This window comes from Caballeronia sp. dw_19 (genome assembly GCF_018449515.1).
GTDB lineage: Bacteria > Pseudomonadota > Gammaproteobacteria > Burkholderiales > Burkholderiaceae > Caballeronia.
The window spans coordinates 121,285-138,887 of sequence record NZ_JAAVUQ010000011.1 but is presented as its reverse complement, the minus strand read 5'-3'; the positions used below and the strand labels follow the sequence as shown (position 1 = coordinate 138,887).

The 17,603-nt window shown below is 61.6% G+C and carries 17 protein-coding genes; 1 reads left to right on the top strand and 16 read right to left on the bottom strand.

Features of this window, described 5'->3' with window-relative positions; all coding sequences use genetic code 11:
- Positions 1-6: 6 nt before the first annotated feature.
- The 11 genes from HB376_RS17425 to HB376_RS17375 are packed head-to-tail and all read right to left on the bottom strand — an operon-like array spanning position 7 to position 9,607.
- The gene (locus HB376_RS17425; RefSeq protein ID WP_213764911.1) at positions 7-1,497 is read right to left on the bottom strand and encodes an aldehyde dehydrogenase; all 1,491 of its coding nucleotides are present in this window, start codon (positions 1,495-1,497) and stop codon (positions 7-9) included.
- 20 nt (positions 1,498-1,517) lie between these two features.
- The gene (locus tag HB376_RS17420) at positions 1,518-2,342 is read right to left on the bottom strand and encodes an aspartate dehydrogenase (RefSeq protein ID WP_213764910.1); all 825 of its coding nucleotides are present in this window, start codon (positions 2,340-2,342) and stop codon (positions 1,518-1,520) included.
- Complete coding sequence (locus tag HB376_RS17415) at positions 2,335-4,002, bottom strand: thiamine pyrophosphate-binding protein (RefSeq protein ID WP_213764909.1); 1,668 nt, start codon at positions 4,000-4,002, stop codon at positions 2,335-2,337. Before HB376_RS17415 ends, HB376_RS17420 begins: the two co-directional genes overlap by 8 nt.
- Entirely contained in the window at positions 3,995-4,792 is a 798-nt protein-coding gene (locus tag HB376_RS17410) for an SDR family oxidoreductase (protein ID WP_213764908.1), read from the bottom strand. The genes HB376_RS17415 and HB376_RS17410 overlap by 8 nt, the downstream gene beginning before the upstream one ends.
- Positions 4,789-5,652: an IclR family transcriptional regulator gene (locus HB376_RS17405; RefSeq protein ID WP_213764907.1), complete on the bottom strand. Its 864-nt coding sequence runs from the start codon at positions 5,650-5,652 to the stop codon at positions 4,789-4,791. The genes HB376_RS17410 and HB376_RS17405 overlap by 4 nt, the downstream gene beginning before the upstream one ends.
- Positions 5,649-6,527 (bottom strand): alpha/beta hydrolase, encoded by an 879-nt coding sequence (locus HB376_RS17400; protein ID WP_213764906.1) that lies wholly within the window; start codon positions 6,525-6,527, stop codon positions 5,649-5,651. The genes HB376_RS17405 and HB376_RS17400 overlap by 4 nt, the downstream gene beginning before the upstream one ends.
- Before the next feature lie 4 nt (positions 6,528-6,531).
- On the bottom strand, positions 6,532-7,059 hold the full coding sequence (locus HB376_RS17395; RefSeq protein WP_213764905.1) for a cupin domain-containing protein: 528 nt from the start codon (positions 7,057-7,059) through the stop codon (positions 6,532-6,534).
- 52 nt (positions 7,060-7,111) lie between these two features.
- Positions 7,112-7,867, bottom strand: coding sequence for an SDR family oxidoreductase (locus HB376_RS17390; RefSeq protein ID WP_213764904.1), 756 nt, complete (start codon positions 7,865-7,867; stop codon positions 7,112-7,114).
- On the bottom strand, positions 7,860-8,930 hold the full coding sequence (locus HB376_RS17385) for an aromatic ring-hydroxylating dioxygenase subunit alpha (protein ID WP_213764903.1): 1,071 nt from the start codon (positions 8,928-8,930) through the stop codon (positions 7,860-7,862). Before HB376_RS17385 ends, HB376_RS17390 begins: the two co-directional genes overlap by 8 nt.
- A gap of 31 nt (positions 8,931-8,961) precedes the next feature.
- Complete coding sequence (locus HB376_RS17380) at positions 8,962-9,288, bottom strand: recombinase-like helix-turn-helix domain-containing protein (RefSeq protein WP_213764902.1); 327 nt, start codon at positions 9,286-9,288, stop codon at positions 8,962-8,964.
- A 1-nt stretch (position 9,289) separates the two neighbouring features.
- The gene (locus HB376_RS17375; RefSeq protein ID WP_122179916.1) at positions 9,290-9,607 is read right to left on the bottom strand and encodes a non-heme iron oxygenase ferredoxin subunit; all 318 of its coding nucleotides are present in this window, start codon (positions 9,605-9,607) and stop codon (positions 9,290-9,292) included.
- Between the two features lie 419 nt (positions 9,608-10,026).
- Here HB376_RS17375 and HB376_RS17370 point away from each other — a divergent pair, with 419 nt between their 5' ends.
- On the top strand, positions 10,027-11,100 hold the full coding sequence (locus HB376_RS17370; RefSeq protein WP_213764901.1) for a porin: 1,074 nt from the start codon (positions 10,027-10,029) through the stop codon (positions 11,098-11,100).
- Between the two features lie 68 nt (positions 11,101-11,168).
- On the opposite strand, the gene HB376_RS17365 is transcribed toward HB376_RS17370, so the two are convergent.
- From HB376_RS17365 to HB376_RS17345, 5 genes are all read right to left on the bottom strand, one after another.
- Entirely contained in the window at positions 11,169-12,080 is a 912-nt protein-coding gene (locus HB376_RS17365) for an IclR family transcriptional regulator (RefSeq protein WP_213764900.1), read from the bottom strand.
- Positions 12,081-12,166: 86 nt separating this feature from the next.
- Positions 12,167-12,928 carry an enoyl-ACP reductase FabI gene (gene fabI / locus HB376_RS17360; RefSeq protein ID WP_213764987.1) on the bottom strand — a complete coding sequence of 254 codons (762 nt, stop codon included), beginning with the start codon at positions 12,926-12,928 and terminating at the stop codon, positions 12,167-12,169.
- A gap of 8 nt (positions 12,929-12,936) precedes the next feature.
- Positions 12,937-14,130: an acetate/propionate family kinase gene (locus HB376_RS17355; protein WP_213764899.1), complete on the bottom strand. Its 1,194-nt coding sequence runs from the start codon at positions 14,128-14,130 to the stop codon at positions 12,937-12,939.
- A complete protein-coding gene (locus tag HB376_RS17350; RefSeq protein ID WP_213764898.1) occupies positions 14,127-15,533 on the bottom strand; it encodes a bifunctional enoyl-CoA hydratase/phosphate acetyltransferase in 1,407 nt (468 codons plus the stop codon). Before HB376_RS17350 ends, HB376_RS17355 begins: the two co-directional genes overlap by 4 nt.
- Positions 15,534-15,542: 9 nt before the next feature.
- A complete protein-coding gene (locus HB376_RS17345; protein WP_213764897.1) occupies positions 15,543-17,336 on the bottom strand; it encodes an alpha/beta fold hydrolase in 1,794 nt (597 codons plus the stop codon).
- Positions 17,337-17,603 lie beyond the last annotated feature (267 nt).

Sequence of the window (17,603 nt, the reverse complement as noted above, 5' to 3'; positions counted from 1 at the left end):
CGTTTCCTAGTTGGCCCACGGCAGCGGAGCGTCGTTCATGCCCCAGTAAAGGCTCTTCTGCTGCATGTATTCGCGAATGCCGAGGTGGCCCTTTTCGCGTCCCATGCCGCTGTCCTTCCAGCCGCCGAATGGCGTCGAAATCGAAAATTGCTTGTACGTGTTGATCCAGACGGTGCCGGTTTCCAGCGCGCGGCCCACTCGCCATGCGCGTTTGTAGTCGTTCGTCCAGATGCCGGCTGCGAGCCCGAAGACGCTGTCGTTGGCTTCGCGCATGAGCGACGCTTCATCGTCGAAAGGCAGCACGACGAGGACCGGCCCGAAGATTTCTTCCTGGCAGATGCGCGCCTCGTTGGTCAGGCCGTCGAGGATCGTGGGCGAGTAGAAGAAGCCTTGTTCGCGGTTCTCGCCTGCGGGACGTTCTCCGCCGCACAGCAGCTTGCCGCCCTCTTCCAGTCCGAGCGCCACGTAGCGCTCGACCGACTCGCGATGCTGGCCCGTGATGAGCGGCCCCATCTGCGTATCCTCGCGCGACGGGTCGCCCACGCGCAGGCGTTTCGCGCCTTGCACCAGGCGCGTGACGAACGTGTCGTAGATCGAGCGCTGCACGAACAGGCGCGAACCCGCGATGCACGACTCGCCCGATGAACTGAAGATGCCGTACAGCACGCCATTCACGGCATGGTCGATATCGGCATCGGCGAAAACGATGGTCGGCGATTTGCCGCCCAGTTCCAGCGAGACCGGCATCAGCTTGTCCGCCGCCAGCCGCGCGATCCCGCGCCCCACTTCCGTACCGCCGGTGAACGCGATCTTCCTGACCAGCGGATGGCGCACCAGCGCGTCGCCGACAATCGATCCCTTGCCCGGCAGAACGCTCAGCACGCCCTTGGGCACGCCGGCCTCTTCGCAGATGCGGGCAAGCGCCAGTGAAGCCAGTGGCGTCACCTCAGCGGGCTTCAAAATGACTGCATTGCCGGCGGCCAGCGCCGGTGCCAGCTTTTGCGCATCGGAAGCGATGGGGGAATTCCACGGCGTGATCGCCGCCACCACGCCGAGCGGTTCATGCACGCTCATCGTCATGAAATCGCCGCGCGAAGGCGTGAGCGACTCTTCAAGCGTCTCGACGCACGCAGCGAAGTAGCGGAACGTGTTGGCCGCGCTCGTGACCAGTCCGCGCGTCTCGGTGATCGGCTTGCCGTTGTCGCGGCGTTGCAGTTGCGCGAGCGCTTCATGGCGCGCGGTGATCAGGTCAGCAATGCGATGCAGCACGGCCGCGCGCTGATGCGGTTTCAAACCCGCCCAGTTCGACTTGCGCCAGGCCGCATCGGCCGCTTCGACGGCCTCGCGGGCGTCGTCCGCGTTGGCGGCGCTGATCTCGGCGTTGATCGACTGGTCGGCCGGGTACAGGCTCGTGTAAGCCGTGCCGCGACCGGCGCGCCATTCGCCGCCGATCAGGATGTCGCTCGATACAAGAAGACTGGATTCGGGAGAGTTCATTAAAGTGTCCTTCGGATCAATCAAATTACGCAGCGCGCTGCACGGTTGCGCAGGGCACGGATCGCGCTGAACGCCGTCAGCGCGGACGTCTTGGGATTGTCAGGAAGCGGCTTGCCGCACATTTCCAGCGACATCTCGCCAAACGCGCCCCGCGCCACGATTCGATGCACGTTGCGTTCCACGCGCGGGTCCGCGATAAGCCGCACGATGGTCTGATCGAGACCGAGACCGGCCAGCGCGATGGTCGCCGCAACGTTCGCGTTCTTCGGATAGAGACGCGCCGCATCACGCGCACTGCCCTCGAAAATCACGCGTTCTTCAGTCATGTTCAGCAGATCGAACAAGTCTTCCGCCGGCGTGCCGAGCCAGCCCGAGGGGGGCTTGCGGCCCGTGTACAGCACTTCGTCAAGGCCGCCTTCGCGGGCGGCAGCCAGCGCATCGACGCCGCCGATAGCCCCGGACAACAGCGTCAACGTGGCCTCGCCTTCATCGGCGGCGCTCGACAACGCGTCGAGCAACAGCGAGTCCGATAACGCACCAATCGATGCCACCGCGCAGTCCGTCCCCGCTTTCAGCAGCGGCACCACGTGATCCAGCAGCGCGCCATGTCCCGCGCATTCCAGCGCGAAGTGCGGACGGCGGCTGAGCGCATCGACGGACGACACAACGTCGACGTCCCGGCCGACTTGCGCGCGCACTTCGGCCGCGTGGCGCGACGGCACGATCACATGCGACACGCGCACCATCGGATCGGACGCCATCGCGCGATACACCGCCGAGCCGATCGCGCCGAAACCGATCATCGCGACATCGACGGGTACGGTGTGGCCCTGGGCGTCACGCATATTCAGGCTCCTTCGGCTCTTCCTTCTTGACCGGCGGACCGGCGAACGCCGTCGCAAACGAACCCACGGACACCATGTCCACCTCGATCATCACCGGGCCGGTTTTCTCATAGCCTTGACGGATGATTTCTTCCGCCCGATCCAGCGAGGTAATACGGTGGTGGGTCATGCCGAAGCTTGCACAGAACTGTGCGAAATCGGGTTGATGCAGATCTACGAACATGCGCCGGCCGCCGTATTGCGCGTCCTGGATGTTGCGGATCACGCCATAGCACTGGTCGTTCATCAGCACGATCATCACGTTCGCGTCTTCCTGCACGGCCGTCACGAGTTCACCGACGTTTACCATCAAGCCGCCGTCACCGACGAGACACACCGTTTTCTTCGCCGCGTCCGCCAACGCCGCGCCGATCGCCATCTGCATCCCCTGGCCGATACCGCCGCCCAGCGCGTGCACGCCCGAGCGCGGCTCGAAGACTTTCAGGAGGCGATTGCCCCACGTGCTGTTGGAAATCGTGACGTCGCGCACCCAGTTGTAATCGCGGCCGATCACGCGTTGCAGTGATTCCACGAGACGCTTGTACGGGCCCAGGCCCTTGGCCACATCGGCTGTCGCGGTTTCGCGCGCGGCCGCCAGATCGCCGGCGAATGACGGATCAATTTTCAAATGGCCTTCAAGGCGCGTCGCGAGTTCATCGAGGATGGACAGCGAGTCGCCATGCACGAACAGTTCGTTCTTATAGCCACGATTGTCAGAGCACGCATCGGCATCGATTCGATACAACGGTGTCGGCAACGCCAGCTTGTACTTGAGCGTCTCATTGCCGCGCAGACGTGAACCGACCACAAGCATGGCGTCGCAGGTCTTGTAGAAGCTTTCCACGGCCGGATGCACATTGAACGCGCCGAGCGTGGCCGGGTGATCTTCCGGGACCACGCCGCGTCCCTGTACGCTCGTCACCACGCCAAACCCCAGCGCAACGAGCCGGTCCACAGCATGGCGTGCATGCCGCGTGCCGCCGCCAAGCCACAGCAACGGGCGCTTCGCACGCGTCAGCGCCTGGGCCAGTTGTTCGACACGCGCGCTGTCATGCGTGAGCGTACTCACGTGAGGAGCGGCGAGATCGGCCGGCCATTCGATTTCAGCAGCCTGGATATCGATGGGAATCTCGACGCTCACCGGTCCGCTCGGCGCGGTGAACGCGACGCGCACGGCCTCACGCACGGTGGCGAGCGCGGTGTCGACCGAGCGCACACGAAACGCCGCTTTTGAAATCGATGCCAGCATGGAAAGCTGGTCCGGCGCTTCGTGAATGTAAGCCAGGTCCTGATCGAGAAATTGCGTCTCGATCTGGCCGGTGATATGCAGGAGCGCGGTGCCCGCCGTCAGTGCTTCGACCATCGCACCGGCTGCGTTGCCGGCGGCCGTTCCCGTCGATGTAAACGCAACGCCGAGGCCGCCTGAGACACGCGCGAGGCCATCGGCCATGTTCAGCGCGCCTGCTTCGCCGCGCGCGCCGACGTAGCGAATCTTGCCGCGCGTACCAATGGCATCGAGGATCGGCATGTTGTGGATCGAGATCACGCCAAAGGCCGTGCGAACGTCGCATTGTTCGAGAAAAGCGGCGATCACTTCGCCAACGGTAGTGGTGTTAGACATGACGTGCAAACCCTCCGGAAACATCGATATGGCTCCCCGTCGTATAGGACGACAGGTTCGTGGCCAGATAAAAGAGTGCCTGCGCCGCTTCTTCGGGACGTCCGAAGCGGCCAAGCGGAATGTTTTTCTTGCGTGCCAGTTCAGCCGTCCATGCTTCCCAACTCTGACCGTCCTGCGCCTGAGCCGCGTGCCGACGCCGCCATTGACCCGACTCCACGATGCCGATCAGGATCGAATTGACGCGAATGCGTTGCGGCGCGAGTTCGGTGGCGAGCGACTTGACGAGACTCAACACCCCGGCGCGTGCCGACGATGTCGCGACCATATGCGGCTCAGGCTGCAGCGCAAGCAGCGAATTCACGCAGACAATTGACGGCGCCGGTGCGTCGCGCAGCATTGGCAGGAACGCGCGAGTCGGACGAATGATGCTGAAATACTTGAGGTCGAGTTCATCGCGCCAGGCTTCGTCGGTGGTATCGGCGAAGGTGGACACGCGGCCCTGACCTGCATTGTTCAGCAGCATGTCGGCGCGGCCGAAACGTTCAGATACCTTCGTGGCAAATGCTTCGACATCCTGTGCATCGAGTACGTCGCATTGCACAGCGAGCAATTGAGCATCGGAGAACTGACTGCTCAACTGTGCTTTCGCAGCATCGAGCCGCGTGGCGTCACGTCCGCAAATTGCTACCGATGCCCCGGCGCGCAGGAACAGCTCCGCTGTCGCCAGGCCGATGCCCGACGAGCCGCCGGTGATCACGGCCACCTGGCCGGTGAGGTCGATCTGGATCATGATTTCAGTCCTAGCGATTTCAGATATTGGCTTTGCGCACCCGGCCGGTAGTTCAGGCGGGAAGACAACTCGGCCGCTGCATGACGCACCTTGTCCACCAAGCCGGTATCGAGCAGCGTTGCATCGATTTCCGGCCGTGGAATCGTGGTCGTGATTACCGCGACAATGCGGCCCGTGTCGTTGCGCACCGGCGCCGTGACAACAGATATGCCGCGCTCAAACGATGACTGGCTGATCGCATAACCGCGCTCGGCATCGGCGCGAACCATGTCGTAAAGCGCCTCGACCGTTTCCGGCGTGAGCCGCGTAAAGCGATCGAGCACGGGCTCGGGATACAACGCACGCAGTTCATCGAGGGAAAGATCTCCCATCAACACGTGACCGTGCGTGGTCGCGTGGGCAGGCAACCGCGTACCGACATTGACCTTGACCGAACTGAAAATCGGCTCCTGGCTTTGGGCCTTCGCCACGAACACGACGTCGCGGCCATCGCGAATCAGGATGTGGCTCGTGAGCCCGGTCGAAGTGCGCAAGGCTTCGATGATCGGCAAGCCAAGATCGGTCAATTCCAGCGAGCTGAGATACTCGAAACCCAACCGCAATACTGCAACGCCCAGTCTGTAGTTACGGTCTTTGTCAGCCCGTTCGAGAAAGCCCAGCGATTCAAGCGTCTGCAATAGACGGAACACGGTTGTGCGCGGAATCTTCAGGCGCTTCGATAGTTCCGGCGCACCTAGCACCGGTTCGCGCGGTGAGAATTCGGCCAGTATCTTCAAGCCGCGTTCGAGTCCGGGCACGATGTAATTGCCATCGTCCTTCTCAGCGTCGTCAGCCGTTCTGGCGAGGGTCCCGAGTGTCATTGCGTAACTCCATTACATTGCGCGCTGAACGCCTCGATCAAGGCGCTGTAGCGCACTGGCGCTTCGATGTAGCCCGCATGACCCGCACCCGGAATCACTTGCAAGCTGACGTTGGCGGCTTTCGAGATCTGTTCGCAGGCAGCGGGCGGCGTGATCGTGTCTTCGGCGCCAACCGCGACCGCTATGCGGCCGTTGTAGTGCGTCAGGTCAGACGCCAGATCCGCGTTGGCGAGAAGATGCGTCGCCTGTGCGTAGCCGGCCGGGTTGATACGCGCCATGTTCCATCGCACCCACTCTCGCGCTTCATCGTCCGCACCGGCCGACACCATGTTCGCGCTGCGCTTTTCAGCCAAGCCCTGCGGCCCGAGTTCAGCGAGCATCGCAAGGCGCGCATCACGCTTCTCTTCACGCACGTGCGCCGGTGCCGCGCCGTATCCCGCTGCCGGCGACAACAGCAATAGTCCTGCTACGCGCGCCGCCTCGCGGGCCGCGAACGAACCCGCGATGAGTGAGCCGAGCGAATGGCCCACGAGGACGCAGCGCTCGATCCCGAGTGCATCGAGCCAGTCGCTCAACGCGTCTGCATAGTCCGATGCCACAGGTGATGCAGGCTCAACGTGGCTCGACTTTCCATACCCCGGCGCGTCCCACGCAAACACCTGATGTGCGTTTCCCAGCGTCTCCAACTGGCGCACCCAGGATGCCGCGCCCGAGCCAATACCGTGCAGCATCACGATCGGCATGGCGCTCAGGTGCTTGCCACCTTTGTCACCCGCCTCGCGATAACCGATCGTGCGTTGCGCGGTATCAACGCGTTGCTCGGGGAAACGAACGAGCGCGTCAGCGTGAGTGAGCTTGAAAGCAGACGATGTCATCGCCTTAACGCTTCAGCTTGGCCAGCGGAGAATCGGGCGGATACGTCGGCGTGATCGGCTTGGCAGCGCCGAGCATCACGCACATGAGCGCGTCTTCGTCGCCAATATTGATTTCCGTGCGATACACGCCCGGCGGCACCGAGATCAGGTCGCGCTCGCCAACAACCGTTTCCCACGACTCGCCGTCCTTCTCGCACACCACTTTCATCTTTCCGCGAATCACGAAGAAAATTTCTTCGACGTCCATATGAATATGGCTCGGGCCGATGTTGCCGGCCGGAATGACCATGGTGGAGAACGTGAAGCCGCCGGCCGGAACCGTGTTCACATCCTTCGCTACTCCGGTGCCGCCCGTGCCGACATAACGCATCTGCGCCCGGCGATACTTCGGGTCGTAATCCGCCTGGAACTTCAGTGCGTCCCAGTCGTACTTGCGCGTTTCAAGACGCGCGACGCGTGAGTCCATCCATTGGGCAAAGCTCACTTCTTCCGGCTGTTCCCACGACTTGCGTTCGATATCCGTATCGGCCATTGATTGCTCCTTCAAGGTGTTGAGTTCGTTACTGCCTGAGTGAGTGACTGAATCAGTTCATGACGAAGCCGCCGTTCACCGGCAATAGCTGGCCGGTGACGAAGCGCGCTGCATCGGACAAGAGAAACAGGACGGGGCCGTTGACGTCATCGGGAACCTGCGCACGATTGAGCGCGCGGCCCTTGAGGTAATACTCGTGGCGTTCGGCCGGCACGTAGGCGGTCGCCTCGACTTCGGTCAGACCGGGCGCAATGGCATTCACCGTGATGCCATGCGCGCCGAACTCGCGGGCAAGCGTCCGGGTCATCGCGATAACGGCGCCCTTGCTCGCCACATAGGCGAGCAGTTTCGGCGCGCCCCACAGGGCCGTATCGGACGCAATATTCACGATGCTGCCCCGCCCTGAGTCACGCAGATGCGACATGGCAGCAACACTCATGAGCCACGTTCCGCGAACGTTGACGTTCATGACGGCATCCCACGTCGCGGTGCTCAGTTCGTCGGCGCTCTTGCCGCCCGAATTCGTGATCGCCGCATTATTGATAAGCCCATCAATACCGCCCATCAATTCAGCGCTCGTTGCGACGCACGCCTGAATGCTCGCCGGATTGTTCAGATCGAGCGGCACGAAGTCCACGCGATGACCCGCTTCGCTCAGCGTTTTCGCAAGCGCCCAGCCTTCGCCTTCCAGCACGTCGCCAAACGCCACGCGCGCACCGGCTTGAGCCAGAGACGTGACGAACGCAGCGCCTAATCCGCGCGCGCCGCCGGTGACAAGAATGCGGCGTCCGGCGAGCGCGTCACGCATGACCGTGCTCCGGCTGTTGCTCTTTCAGCGCATCGAGCGCTGCAAGATGTTGTTGCGCGCGTTGCTTGAACAGGCGGCGCACGCGCGTCATGCCAACATCGTGCTGATACAGAAACTCGTGGTCGCGCGCGTTCGGCGCCATGCTTTCGAGTACGTATCTGTCCTGTTCCAGCACCGCCCAGTGCAGTCCTTCGAGGCGATTGCGATACATGAATTTCCACGCGTCACGCTGCCAGCCTGAGACCTTGCGGGTACGCCAGAAATAGACCTGGCAATGGTTTTCATCGACAGGAACCGCGAAGCCGATGATTCCAAAGTTGCCGCCCGGACCAAACTTCTTCTTGTACGGAATCGCAAGACGCATCCACAGACAACCCGTTTCACCGATCTCGACCCAGTCGAAATTCACGTCGCGCTGGCCGACCTTTTCGAACATCAAACCGGTCTCCGTCTTGCGCACGCGCATGTCGGCCTGCTTGTCGCCATCGGCCATGGAGTGGGACGTGGCGTGCAGATACGCGCCATGCATCGGGTCCATGACGTTGTCGATTGCGTACTGGTAATTGCACTTCCAGTGCGACATGCACAGGAAGCTCGCGTATTCCTCGCCGACCAGTTCTTCCGGCAATTGCAGCGGCGCAGGTTCCTTGTTGGCGTCGTCGCCGAACCAGAGGAAGATCGCGCCCGCATGTTCTTGCGCCGGATACGACTTCACGCATGTCTGCCCTTCAAGCGGACACGCGGACACGGCTGGCACCTTCTGCACGGTGCCGCTGCCATCCACCTCGATGCCGTGATACCAGCACGCCACGCTGCCGCCGAGATTCCATCCAAGCGACAGACGCGCGCCGCGATGCGGGCAACGATCTTCAAGCGCATGAACGTGGCCTTCGTTGTCACGCCACAGCACGATCTGATCACCCAGGCGCGTCAGGCCGATCGGCGCGTTCGCCACTTGCCAGCTCGGCGCGACGGGGTACCAGTAATTACGCAAGCCTCGATCGAGATACGCCTGAACCGGTTCGATCTCAACGTTCGCGCTATTTGTATTGGGGGACGTCATTCAATACTCCTGATATTGATAGAGGCGGCGTTCAATCGGCCAGCGTGCGGAACTCGGCGGCGAGCCGCTCTTCGGTCCACGCAGCACCTTCGGGCGTGCGAAAGCCGATACCGTTCAAGCCGTCGGCAACCTGATCGAGCTCGACTGCGCCTGCATCGAACACACGTTCGAGTGCGTCGCCGAAGTCGTTTTCGTATTGCGTGGGCTCGGCCTTGCGCGTTTGCCAGATAAAGTTTTCAGTCTCGCCCGGCTTTTCGATCACGCCCTTGCCGGCCACGTTGTTCGGCTGCGGCGCAAGCCACGGCTTGAGCGAGGGATTGAAGTTGATGGTTACTTCGCGCGCATCATTCGTTGCCATGTCATTCCACCTTGATCTGGATTTCTTCACCGGCGAGCCGGACCGCGTAGGTCTTCAAGTCGCGGCCACCGGGCTCTTTCAGGCACTTGCCCGTCGGAATATGAAAAACGGCTTCGTGCAGCGGACATTCGACCGTGTCGCCATCGACAAAACCTTGCGTCAGCAGCGCGTAAGCGTGCGGACACACGTTCTCAAGCGCATACAACTCGTCGCCCACGCGATAGATACCGACCTCCGCGCCGCCCTCGATCTTGTATTCGATCGGAGAGTCCTCCGACAGATCACCGGCATGTCCGGCGCAACGCCATTGCTCAGCCATTGCTCACTTCCTCCGGGGTTTGTTTTGTTCCATATAAGGAACATTGATTTACATGTGGTTATTATAGGAGTGGTTTCTCGCTGGTCAAAAATAAAAATGCGGCTCTTAGTGAAAACACTGAGACGAGCTTGAATCAGACAATTCCCCTCTCTTGTGCGATATGCGCGTCTATCCCGCTTTTTCTTTCAAAACAGTCAGTTACGGCCCATTTTTGGTGCCTGCCAAGTTCCCCGGGTCACAATTTCCGATCGCACGAATTTATTTTTTCCCAGCTTGAAAACTCAATATACTTTCCATAGGCAAGACGTTGATCCATAGGTGGAACACACCAATCGATCATTCGACTTGAGGGAAAGGGAATGCGTTGCGGGCTGGTTATCAGCGCCCGCGAATCAATCGGACGATTAGGAGAACGTAAGGTGAAACACATCATCGCGGCGGGGTTGATCGGAGCGGGCGCTGCATCGGGCGCGTGGGCGCAAAGCACCGTGACGCTGTACGGCAGCCTGGATGCCGGCGTTGCATACGTCAGTAACAGCGGCGGCCATGCCAAGTGGATGGAAGAGCAAGGCAACATGCAGCCGGACCGCTGGGGCATTCGCGCGGTCGAGGATCTGGGCGGCGGGCTGAAGTCAATCGTGCAGTTGGAGAATGGCTTCTACACGACCACTGGTGCGTTTGCGAAGAGCGGTGTCGAGTGGAACCGGCAGGCTTTCGTGGGTCTCAGTTCAGACCAGTTCGGCAAGGTCACCTTGGGGCATCAAACACCGTTTTCGTTTGACTACCTCGGGCCGCTTTCCACGGGGTATCAAGCGGCAAGCTGGTATGCGTTCCATCCGGGAAATATCGACGAGCTCGCGGATACCGGCGTGGTTCCCTACGACAACTCGGTGAAGTTCACCTCGGCGAGTTATCACGGGCTCACCATCGGCACGATGATGGGGTTGGGCAACACGACCAACTTCTCCACGGGCAAGTCAGAGGGATTCGGCGTGAATTACGTGAACGGTCCCTTTACCGCGGCCGCGACTTACTCGAATGAACATAACCGCTCGGTCTCGGTCTCGACACTCGGCTATGTGACTTTTCAGAACCAGCCGGCCGCGACTTATACCGCCGATAAAGTCGAGAACATGGGCGCAGGCGTTTCCTATACGCTCGGCAACGTGCTCATGCATGCGTTGTACACACGCGTGAAACTGGAATCGGGTAGCGTGTCCGACGTGTTCCAGAGCTACGATGCGGGCGCGACCTGGAAGGTGGTTCCGGATAACTGGATCGCGGGCGGCGCAGCCACAACGACATTCGCCGGCGAGCGTTATACGCAGTTCGAGATTGGCGACATCTATCTGCTGTCGAAGATGACGCAGGTGTATGTGAATGCGTTGTTCGAGCGCGCCAGCTCAGGGGCGAATGCGGCGCTTTACACGGCGGGCGTATCGAGTAATCGCAATCAGGTGGCATTGCTCGCCGGCATCCATCACTCGTTCTAGGCGGGGTCCAAGCGGGGTTTAAGCAGAGTCGTCAAACAGCGTCGCGCATCTACGCGACGCTTGCCCTTTCAATCCGATTTTTCGGTGCGGCGCGCGGCCAGCTTCGCGGTGGGGTCCCCGTCAGCGGGCCGGTATCCCATTCGCATCGACAATTCGATTGCCGCGCCGCACACCGCGGTAACGAGGTCGTCCTTCTCACGCGCGGTCCCGAATTCCGAACGCGGCACCGTGACCGTGACCGCGGCGACTATGCCTCCCGAGCGTTCACGCACCGGCGCCGTCACCACCGAGATTCCCCGCTCAAACGCCCCTTCGCTCGACCCATATCCCTGCGATGCACATACCCGCACCCGCGCTTCCAGTTCGCTTACCGTGCCCGGCGTCCGGTCCGTGAACTGCTCAAGACGTTTTTCCGGATAAAGCGCGCGCAGCTGCGCCAAACCCAGATCGCTCATCAGCACGTGACCGTGCGTGGTTGCATGCGCAGGAAAACGCGTGCCGACATGCACCCGCACCGAACTGAACATGGCGTCGTGACTCTGGGCCTTGGCGACGAACACCACATCGCGCTGATCGCGGATAAGCAAATGGGCATTCAGGCCGGTCGCGTCCCGAAGACGTTCGAGGATCGGCGCCGCGAAGTCAGTCAACTCGAGCGAACTCAGGTATTCGAATCCAAGCCGCAATACCGCGACGCCCAGCCTGAAATTGCGATCGTCATTGACACGCTCCAGGAAACCCAGCGATTCGAGCGTCTGCAGCAATCGGAATGTCGTCGTGCGCGGAATGCCGATACGCTTCGATAATTCCGGCGCACCCAGGATCGGTTCGCGAGCGGAAAACTCCGCGAGGATCCGCAAGCCGCGTTCGAGGCCTGGGACCAGATAGGACGCGCCGGCGGTGGTGTCTTCGGCGCTCTCGGCAGCGTCGTTCTGTCCGTCAAGCGCGGACGTTTTTTCAGTGATGGGTTGTTTGGGCATACCGTCTTACTCGGAATCTCGTCGGCAACTATCATAACCGACGCGATTGGCAGTTTAGACGGATCGTTGAAGCGCTTCCATGCCCGTCAGGCCACCACGTGAAAACCGGCGTCGGCGTAGATGGTTGAACCTGTCAGCGTCATGCCGGCGTCGCTGGCGAGCACGGCCGCGATACGCCCGATTTCCTCGATCGTGACAAGATGCTGCGCCGGCGTGCGTGCGCGGACCTCGTCGAGAAGCGCATCGAAGTGGTCAATGCCGGACGCCGCACGTGTCATCACCGCGCCGGCGGAGATGGCGTGAACATGAACCCGGTGAGTCGCGAGATCGGCCGCCAGATAACGCACGCTTGATTCGAGCGCAGCCTTGACCGGACCCATCAGGTTGTAATGGTCGACCGCCCGTTCGGCGCCGTAGAAACTCACCGTCATCAGGCTGCCGCCGTCAGTCATCAGCGGCAACGCCAGCTTCGCCGTGCGGATGAATGAATGGCAGGACACGTCCATCGCAAGCGCGAAGCCCTCGGCGGAGCAATCGACAAGGCTCGCGTGAAGATCGGCAGCGGGCGCGAAGGCGATCGAGTGAAGCACGAAGTCGAGCTTTCCCCATTCCCGCTTGATCCGCGCGAAGACGGCTTCGAGCTGACCCGGCACGCTGACGTCGCAAGCCATGATGAGGGCTGCCGGCAGGGTCTCGGCGACAGCGCGCACATACGGTTCGGCTTTTTCGTTAAGGTAGGTAATCGCGAGTTCGGCACCGGCCGCGCGGAACATGTGAGCACATCCTGCGGCGATGCTATGTTCATTAGCAATGCCAATGACCAGACCACGTTTTCCGGATAGATCGATGAGCGCATTCATGCAGTGACTCCTTGGCCATGAAGAATGGAAACAGCTTCGTCCGCGATGATCTGCTCTTCATCGGTCGCGAGCACTAACACGGTGACGCGACTGCTGGCGGCGCTGATAATGGTCGCATTGGCGGCGTTCGCCTGGTCGTCCAGTTCAACGCCGATCCACGCGAGACGCGCGCATACCGCTGCACGGACCTGAGGCTGGTGTTCGCCGATCCCGGCGGTGAACAGGAGGCAGTCCAGGCCACCGAGCGTGGTCGCGAGCCGAGCTGCTTCTCCCGCGATTCGAAATGCGAAGAGATCGAGCGCTTCGCGCGCTTCCGGCCGTGTGCTGGCCGCGAGTTCGCGACTGTCCGCGCTGATCCCCGAAACGCCGAGCAAGCCGGACTGTTCGTACAGGATCTTTTCAATCGCTGCAGCGCTCAAGCCTTCCTGCTGCATGAAATGAAGGACAACGCCCGCATCGAGCGCACCGCAGCGCGTAGCCATCGGAATGCCATCAAGAGTCGAGAAGCCCATGCTGGTGTCGCGGCTCGCGCCTGCGTTCATCGCGCACAGGCTTGCGCCGCTGCCAAGGTGTGCCGCGATCAACTTACTATTGGCGAGCTGAGGAAACTGATGCGCAAAAGCGCGGGCAATAAAGCTATACGAGAGACCGTGAAAGCCGTAGCGTTTGACGCCATTATCGAAGAAACGGCGTGGCAGCGCGAAGCGGCGCACAAGGTCCGTTTGCGTGCGATGAAAGGCGGTGTCGAATGAGGCCGACTGCACAAGGTGAGGCCGCAGGTGTCGAATAGCACGAATCAGCCGGACACTTTGCGGCTGATGCAACGGGGCGAGGGGCGTGAGCTGGACGATCGCGGCAAGCGCTTCATCGGTGATGGCGACCGGTCCGGAAAAGGTGTCGCCGCCATGCACGACCCGATGCCCGACCGAGACCAGATCCGTCAGCGAAAAATGCGTCGCAAACCAATTGAGCGTTTCGTCCAGCACCTCGTGCAGGTTCTCTGTGACAACGGCCTTCAGAGGGATATCGTGAACGGCGCCCTCATTCACCAGATGCAGCGAGAGCGGCACGCGCCGGAAATCGATCATGCCCTGGCCAATCCTCGTCGCGCCACTGGACGAGACGCTGAACAGGCCGATCTTGATCGTCGATGAGCCGGGATTGAAGGTAAGCAATAGCGGCGCGCTCATGATGGCAACGCCTTGCTGAGCAGCGTGCGTTGCGCGACTATCCTGGCCAGCGCCACCGACGCGAGCCGCACCCGCAGGCTGTCGGCGCGGCTGGTCAGGATGATCGGCAGGCGTGCGCCGAGTACCAGCCCGGCGGCATCGGCGCCGCTGAAGTACATCAATTGCTTGGCCAGCATGTTGCCCGCTTCCAGGTCGGGCACGAGCAGGATGTCCGCCTGCCCCGCGACCGGCGAGACGATCCCTTTCGTCTTGGCCGCCGCCATGCTGATGGCGTTGTCGAAGGCGAGCGGGCCGTCGACAATCGCACCACGAATCTGGCCGCGCGCAGCCATCACGGTGAGCGCGGCTGCGTCGAGCGTGGTCTGCATGTGCGGGTTGACGAGTTCCACCGCGGCGAGCACGGCTACCCGGGGTTGCGCGATGCCGAGCAGATGCAGCAGGTCGATCGTGTTCTGGCAGATATCGCGTTTCTGTTCGAGCGAGGGCGCGATGTTGACGGCGGCGTCAGTGATGAACAAGGGCTTGGGATAGGCGGGCACGTCCATCGCATAGACATGGCTGATACGCCGTTCGGTCCGCAGGCCGGACGCCGAGCCGACGATCGCCGCGAGCAACTCGTCCGTTTCCAGGCTGCCCTTCATGAGGGCGGCGACCTTGCCTGCCGCACCCATTTCGACGGCGCGCGCGGCGGCCGCATGGCTGTGTTCGACCGCTTCGATCGTCACCCCGGCGAGGCTGACCTCCGCCAATTCGGCGGCGGCACGAATCTTCGCTTCCGGGCCGATCAGCACGGGATCGATCATCCCTTCGTTGCGGGCCTCGATCGCCGCCTTGATCGCCTCCGCGGAGCACGGGTGCACGATCGCCGTGCGCAAGGATGGCATGCTCTGGGCTTCGCGGATAAAAGCGTCATAACGACCGTGGCTTCGCACCGAAACATCCGGACGGGCAAGCCGCGGCCATACGATAGTCTCGGCCGGCGCAATCACCGTCGCCAGGCCGATCAGGACCACCTCGCCCCGCTGGTTGGTGCAACGCGTATCGAGCAGCACAATCCGTTTGTCCGCGCGTTTTTCCTTGACGATCACCGTTGCTGTCACCACGTCGCCCGGTACGACCGGATGACGGAACTGCAGGTCCTGGTCGAGATAGATCGTGCCCGGTCCGGGCAGTCTCGTACCCAGCAACGCAGAGATGAGCCCGGCCGTCCACATGCCCTGCACGACAACATGACCGAACATGTCATGCGCGGCGAAAGCCGCATCGACGTGGGCGGGATTGACGTCGCCCGACATGGCGGCAAACAACTGGATATCGTCGAGCCCGGCGGTGCGTACGAGCGATGCCGACTCACCGATCGCGAGTTCATCGAAGGTACGGTTGTGAAGGAGGTTGTCGTCCATGGGTCGCTCTCAGTCCTGAAGTACGTAGGTGCCGGGTGCATCGACAAGGGTCACGCGCTCTTCAGCAGCGAGCCCCATGTGCGGTGGTGCGACAAGATCCTTTGCTGAACGGCTGGCGAGCCAGGCGGTCCATTCGGTCCACCATGAACCGTCGCGCGGTTCGGCGGCGGCGATCCATTCGTCCGGGCCGACGCGAAGATCCCCTCCCGCTGCGTATTCGATCCTGAACTGCCGGTTCGCGTGCCCCGGTTCGCTGACGATGCCGGCATTGTGGCCGCCGCTCGTCAGCACGAACGTGATCTCCGTGCTGGACAGGTAGTGGATCTTGTAGACCGAACGCCACGGCGCGATATGGTCGCGGTCAGTGCCGACCACGAACATCGGCGCCCGGATGTTGCGCAGCGAGATGGGCCGTCCATCGACTTGATACCGGCTCGACGCGAGGTCGTTGTCGAGAAACAACTTGCGCAGATACTCCGAGTGCATCCGATAGGGCATGCGGGTCGAATCGGCATCCCAGGCCATCAGGTCGAACATGGGCGTGCGATCACCCAGCATGTAGTCGTGAATGACATGGGACCAGATCAGGTCGTTCGACTCCAGCATCTGAAACGCGCCCGACATCTGGCTGGCGTCGAGATAACCCTTCGACCACATCATGCTTTCGATGAAGTAGACCTCGCTGTCGTCGATGAACAATTGCAGCTCACCGGGTTCCGTGAAATCCGTTTGCGCGGCAAGCAGCGATACGGAGGCAAGCCGCTCGTCGCCGACGCCCGCCATTGCCGCTGCGGCTATCGACAACAATGTGCCGCCGAGGCAATAGCCCGTCGCATGGATCCGCTGATCCGGCACGATTTCGCCGATGGTATCGAGCGCGGCCATGACGCCGAGCGTCCGGTAATCATCGAGACTCAGGTCCCGGTCTTCTGCGCCCACGTTGCGCCACGAGATGCAGAACACCGTGTAGCCCTGGCCGACCAGGAAGCGGATCAGCGAGTTGTGCGGCGAGAGATCTAGTATGTAGTACTTCATGATCCAGGCGGGCACGATCAGGATCGGCTCGGCGACGACCTTTTCGGTCGTGGGACTGTACTGAATAAGCTCAATCAGATGATTGCGAAAGACCACCTTGCCGGGCGTCACCGCGAGAGCAACGCCGACCTTGAACTGATCGACGCCGGCGAGAGGCTGGCCGTTCGCCTGGCGTCGCGCGTCTTCGAGCAAGTTGCACGCGCCCTGCAGAAGATTGGCGCCCAGCGTAGCCTGGGTGCGCTGTATGACCTCGGGGTTGGTGAACGGGGAATTCGTCGGCGAGGACATATCGAGCAACTGGCGCGCGCCAAAACTCACGACGTTTTCGTGATGTTTCGTCGCGCCCGGTACGTCACGGGTTGCGGCTTGCCACCATTGTTCGGTCAGCAGGAACATCTGCTGCAAAAGTCGATAAGGCTCGGTCTGCCAGACCTCCGCGCGAAAACGGTGATCTCCGGGTGCTGGCTGCGCAAGTGGCGCGGCCGCGTTACCCGTCAGGCTGCGCAGCACGTAGTCACCGATCTGGCCTGCATTCGCGGCGGCTAGCGACGCCAGCTCCACCCGTTTCCCCGGTGCCGACGCGAGATGGATGAACCAGTCAGCAAAAGCCAGCGATTGCGCTGCAGGGGACAGACCGCCTGTGAAACGAGCGATCGTTGCCTCCTTCGTGTGATCGAGCGCGCGAAAGGCGTTGGTGGCAGCAGGGGAAACCGGTTGCTGCGGGAGTGCGGGGTTACCGGTGGAAACAATCCTGGAGCGAGTGTCCATGAAGATCCTTCAGGTCAGTCTTGCTTACCTTGCAGCGACGTGTACGAACCCATGCGAGAGTCTTCTTCAAAACGTGAATGACTACGCGCAGAGGGTGATGTTGTTCGTGAGACCCGATGAAGCCCGGTGAAGCCCGGTGAGACCTTTAAGGGCAAGGCCCACCCATCGCGGCCGTTGTGACTTGCCTCGGGAACAGCGATTCAAAACGACTGTAGCGGTATCTTTTTCGGCGCAATTGATCTGCGTCAAGTCGACGGTGTCGAGGTT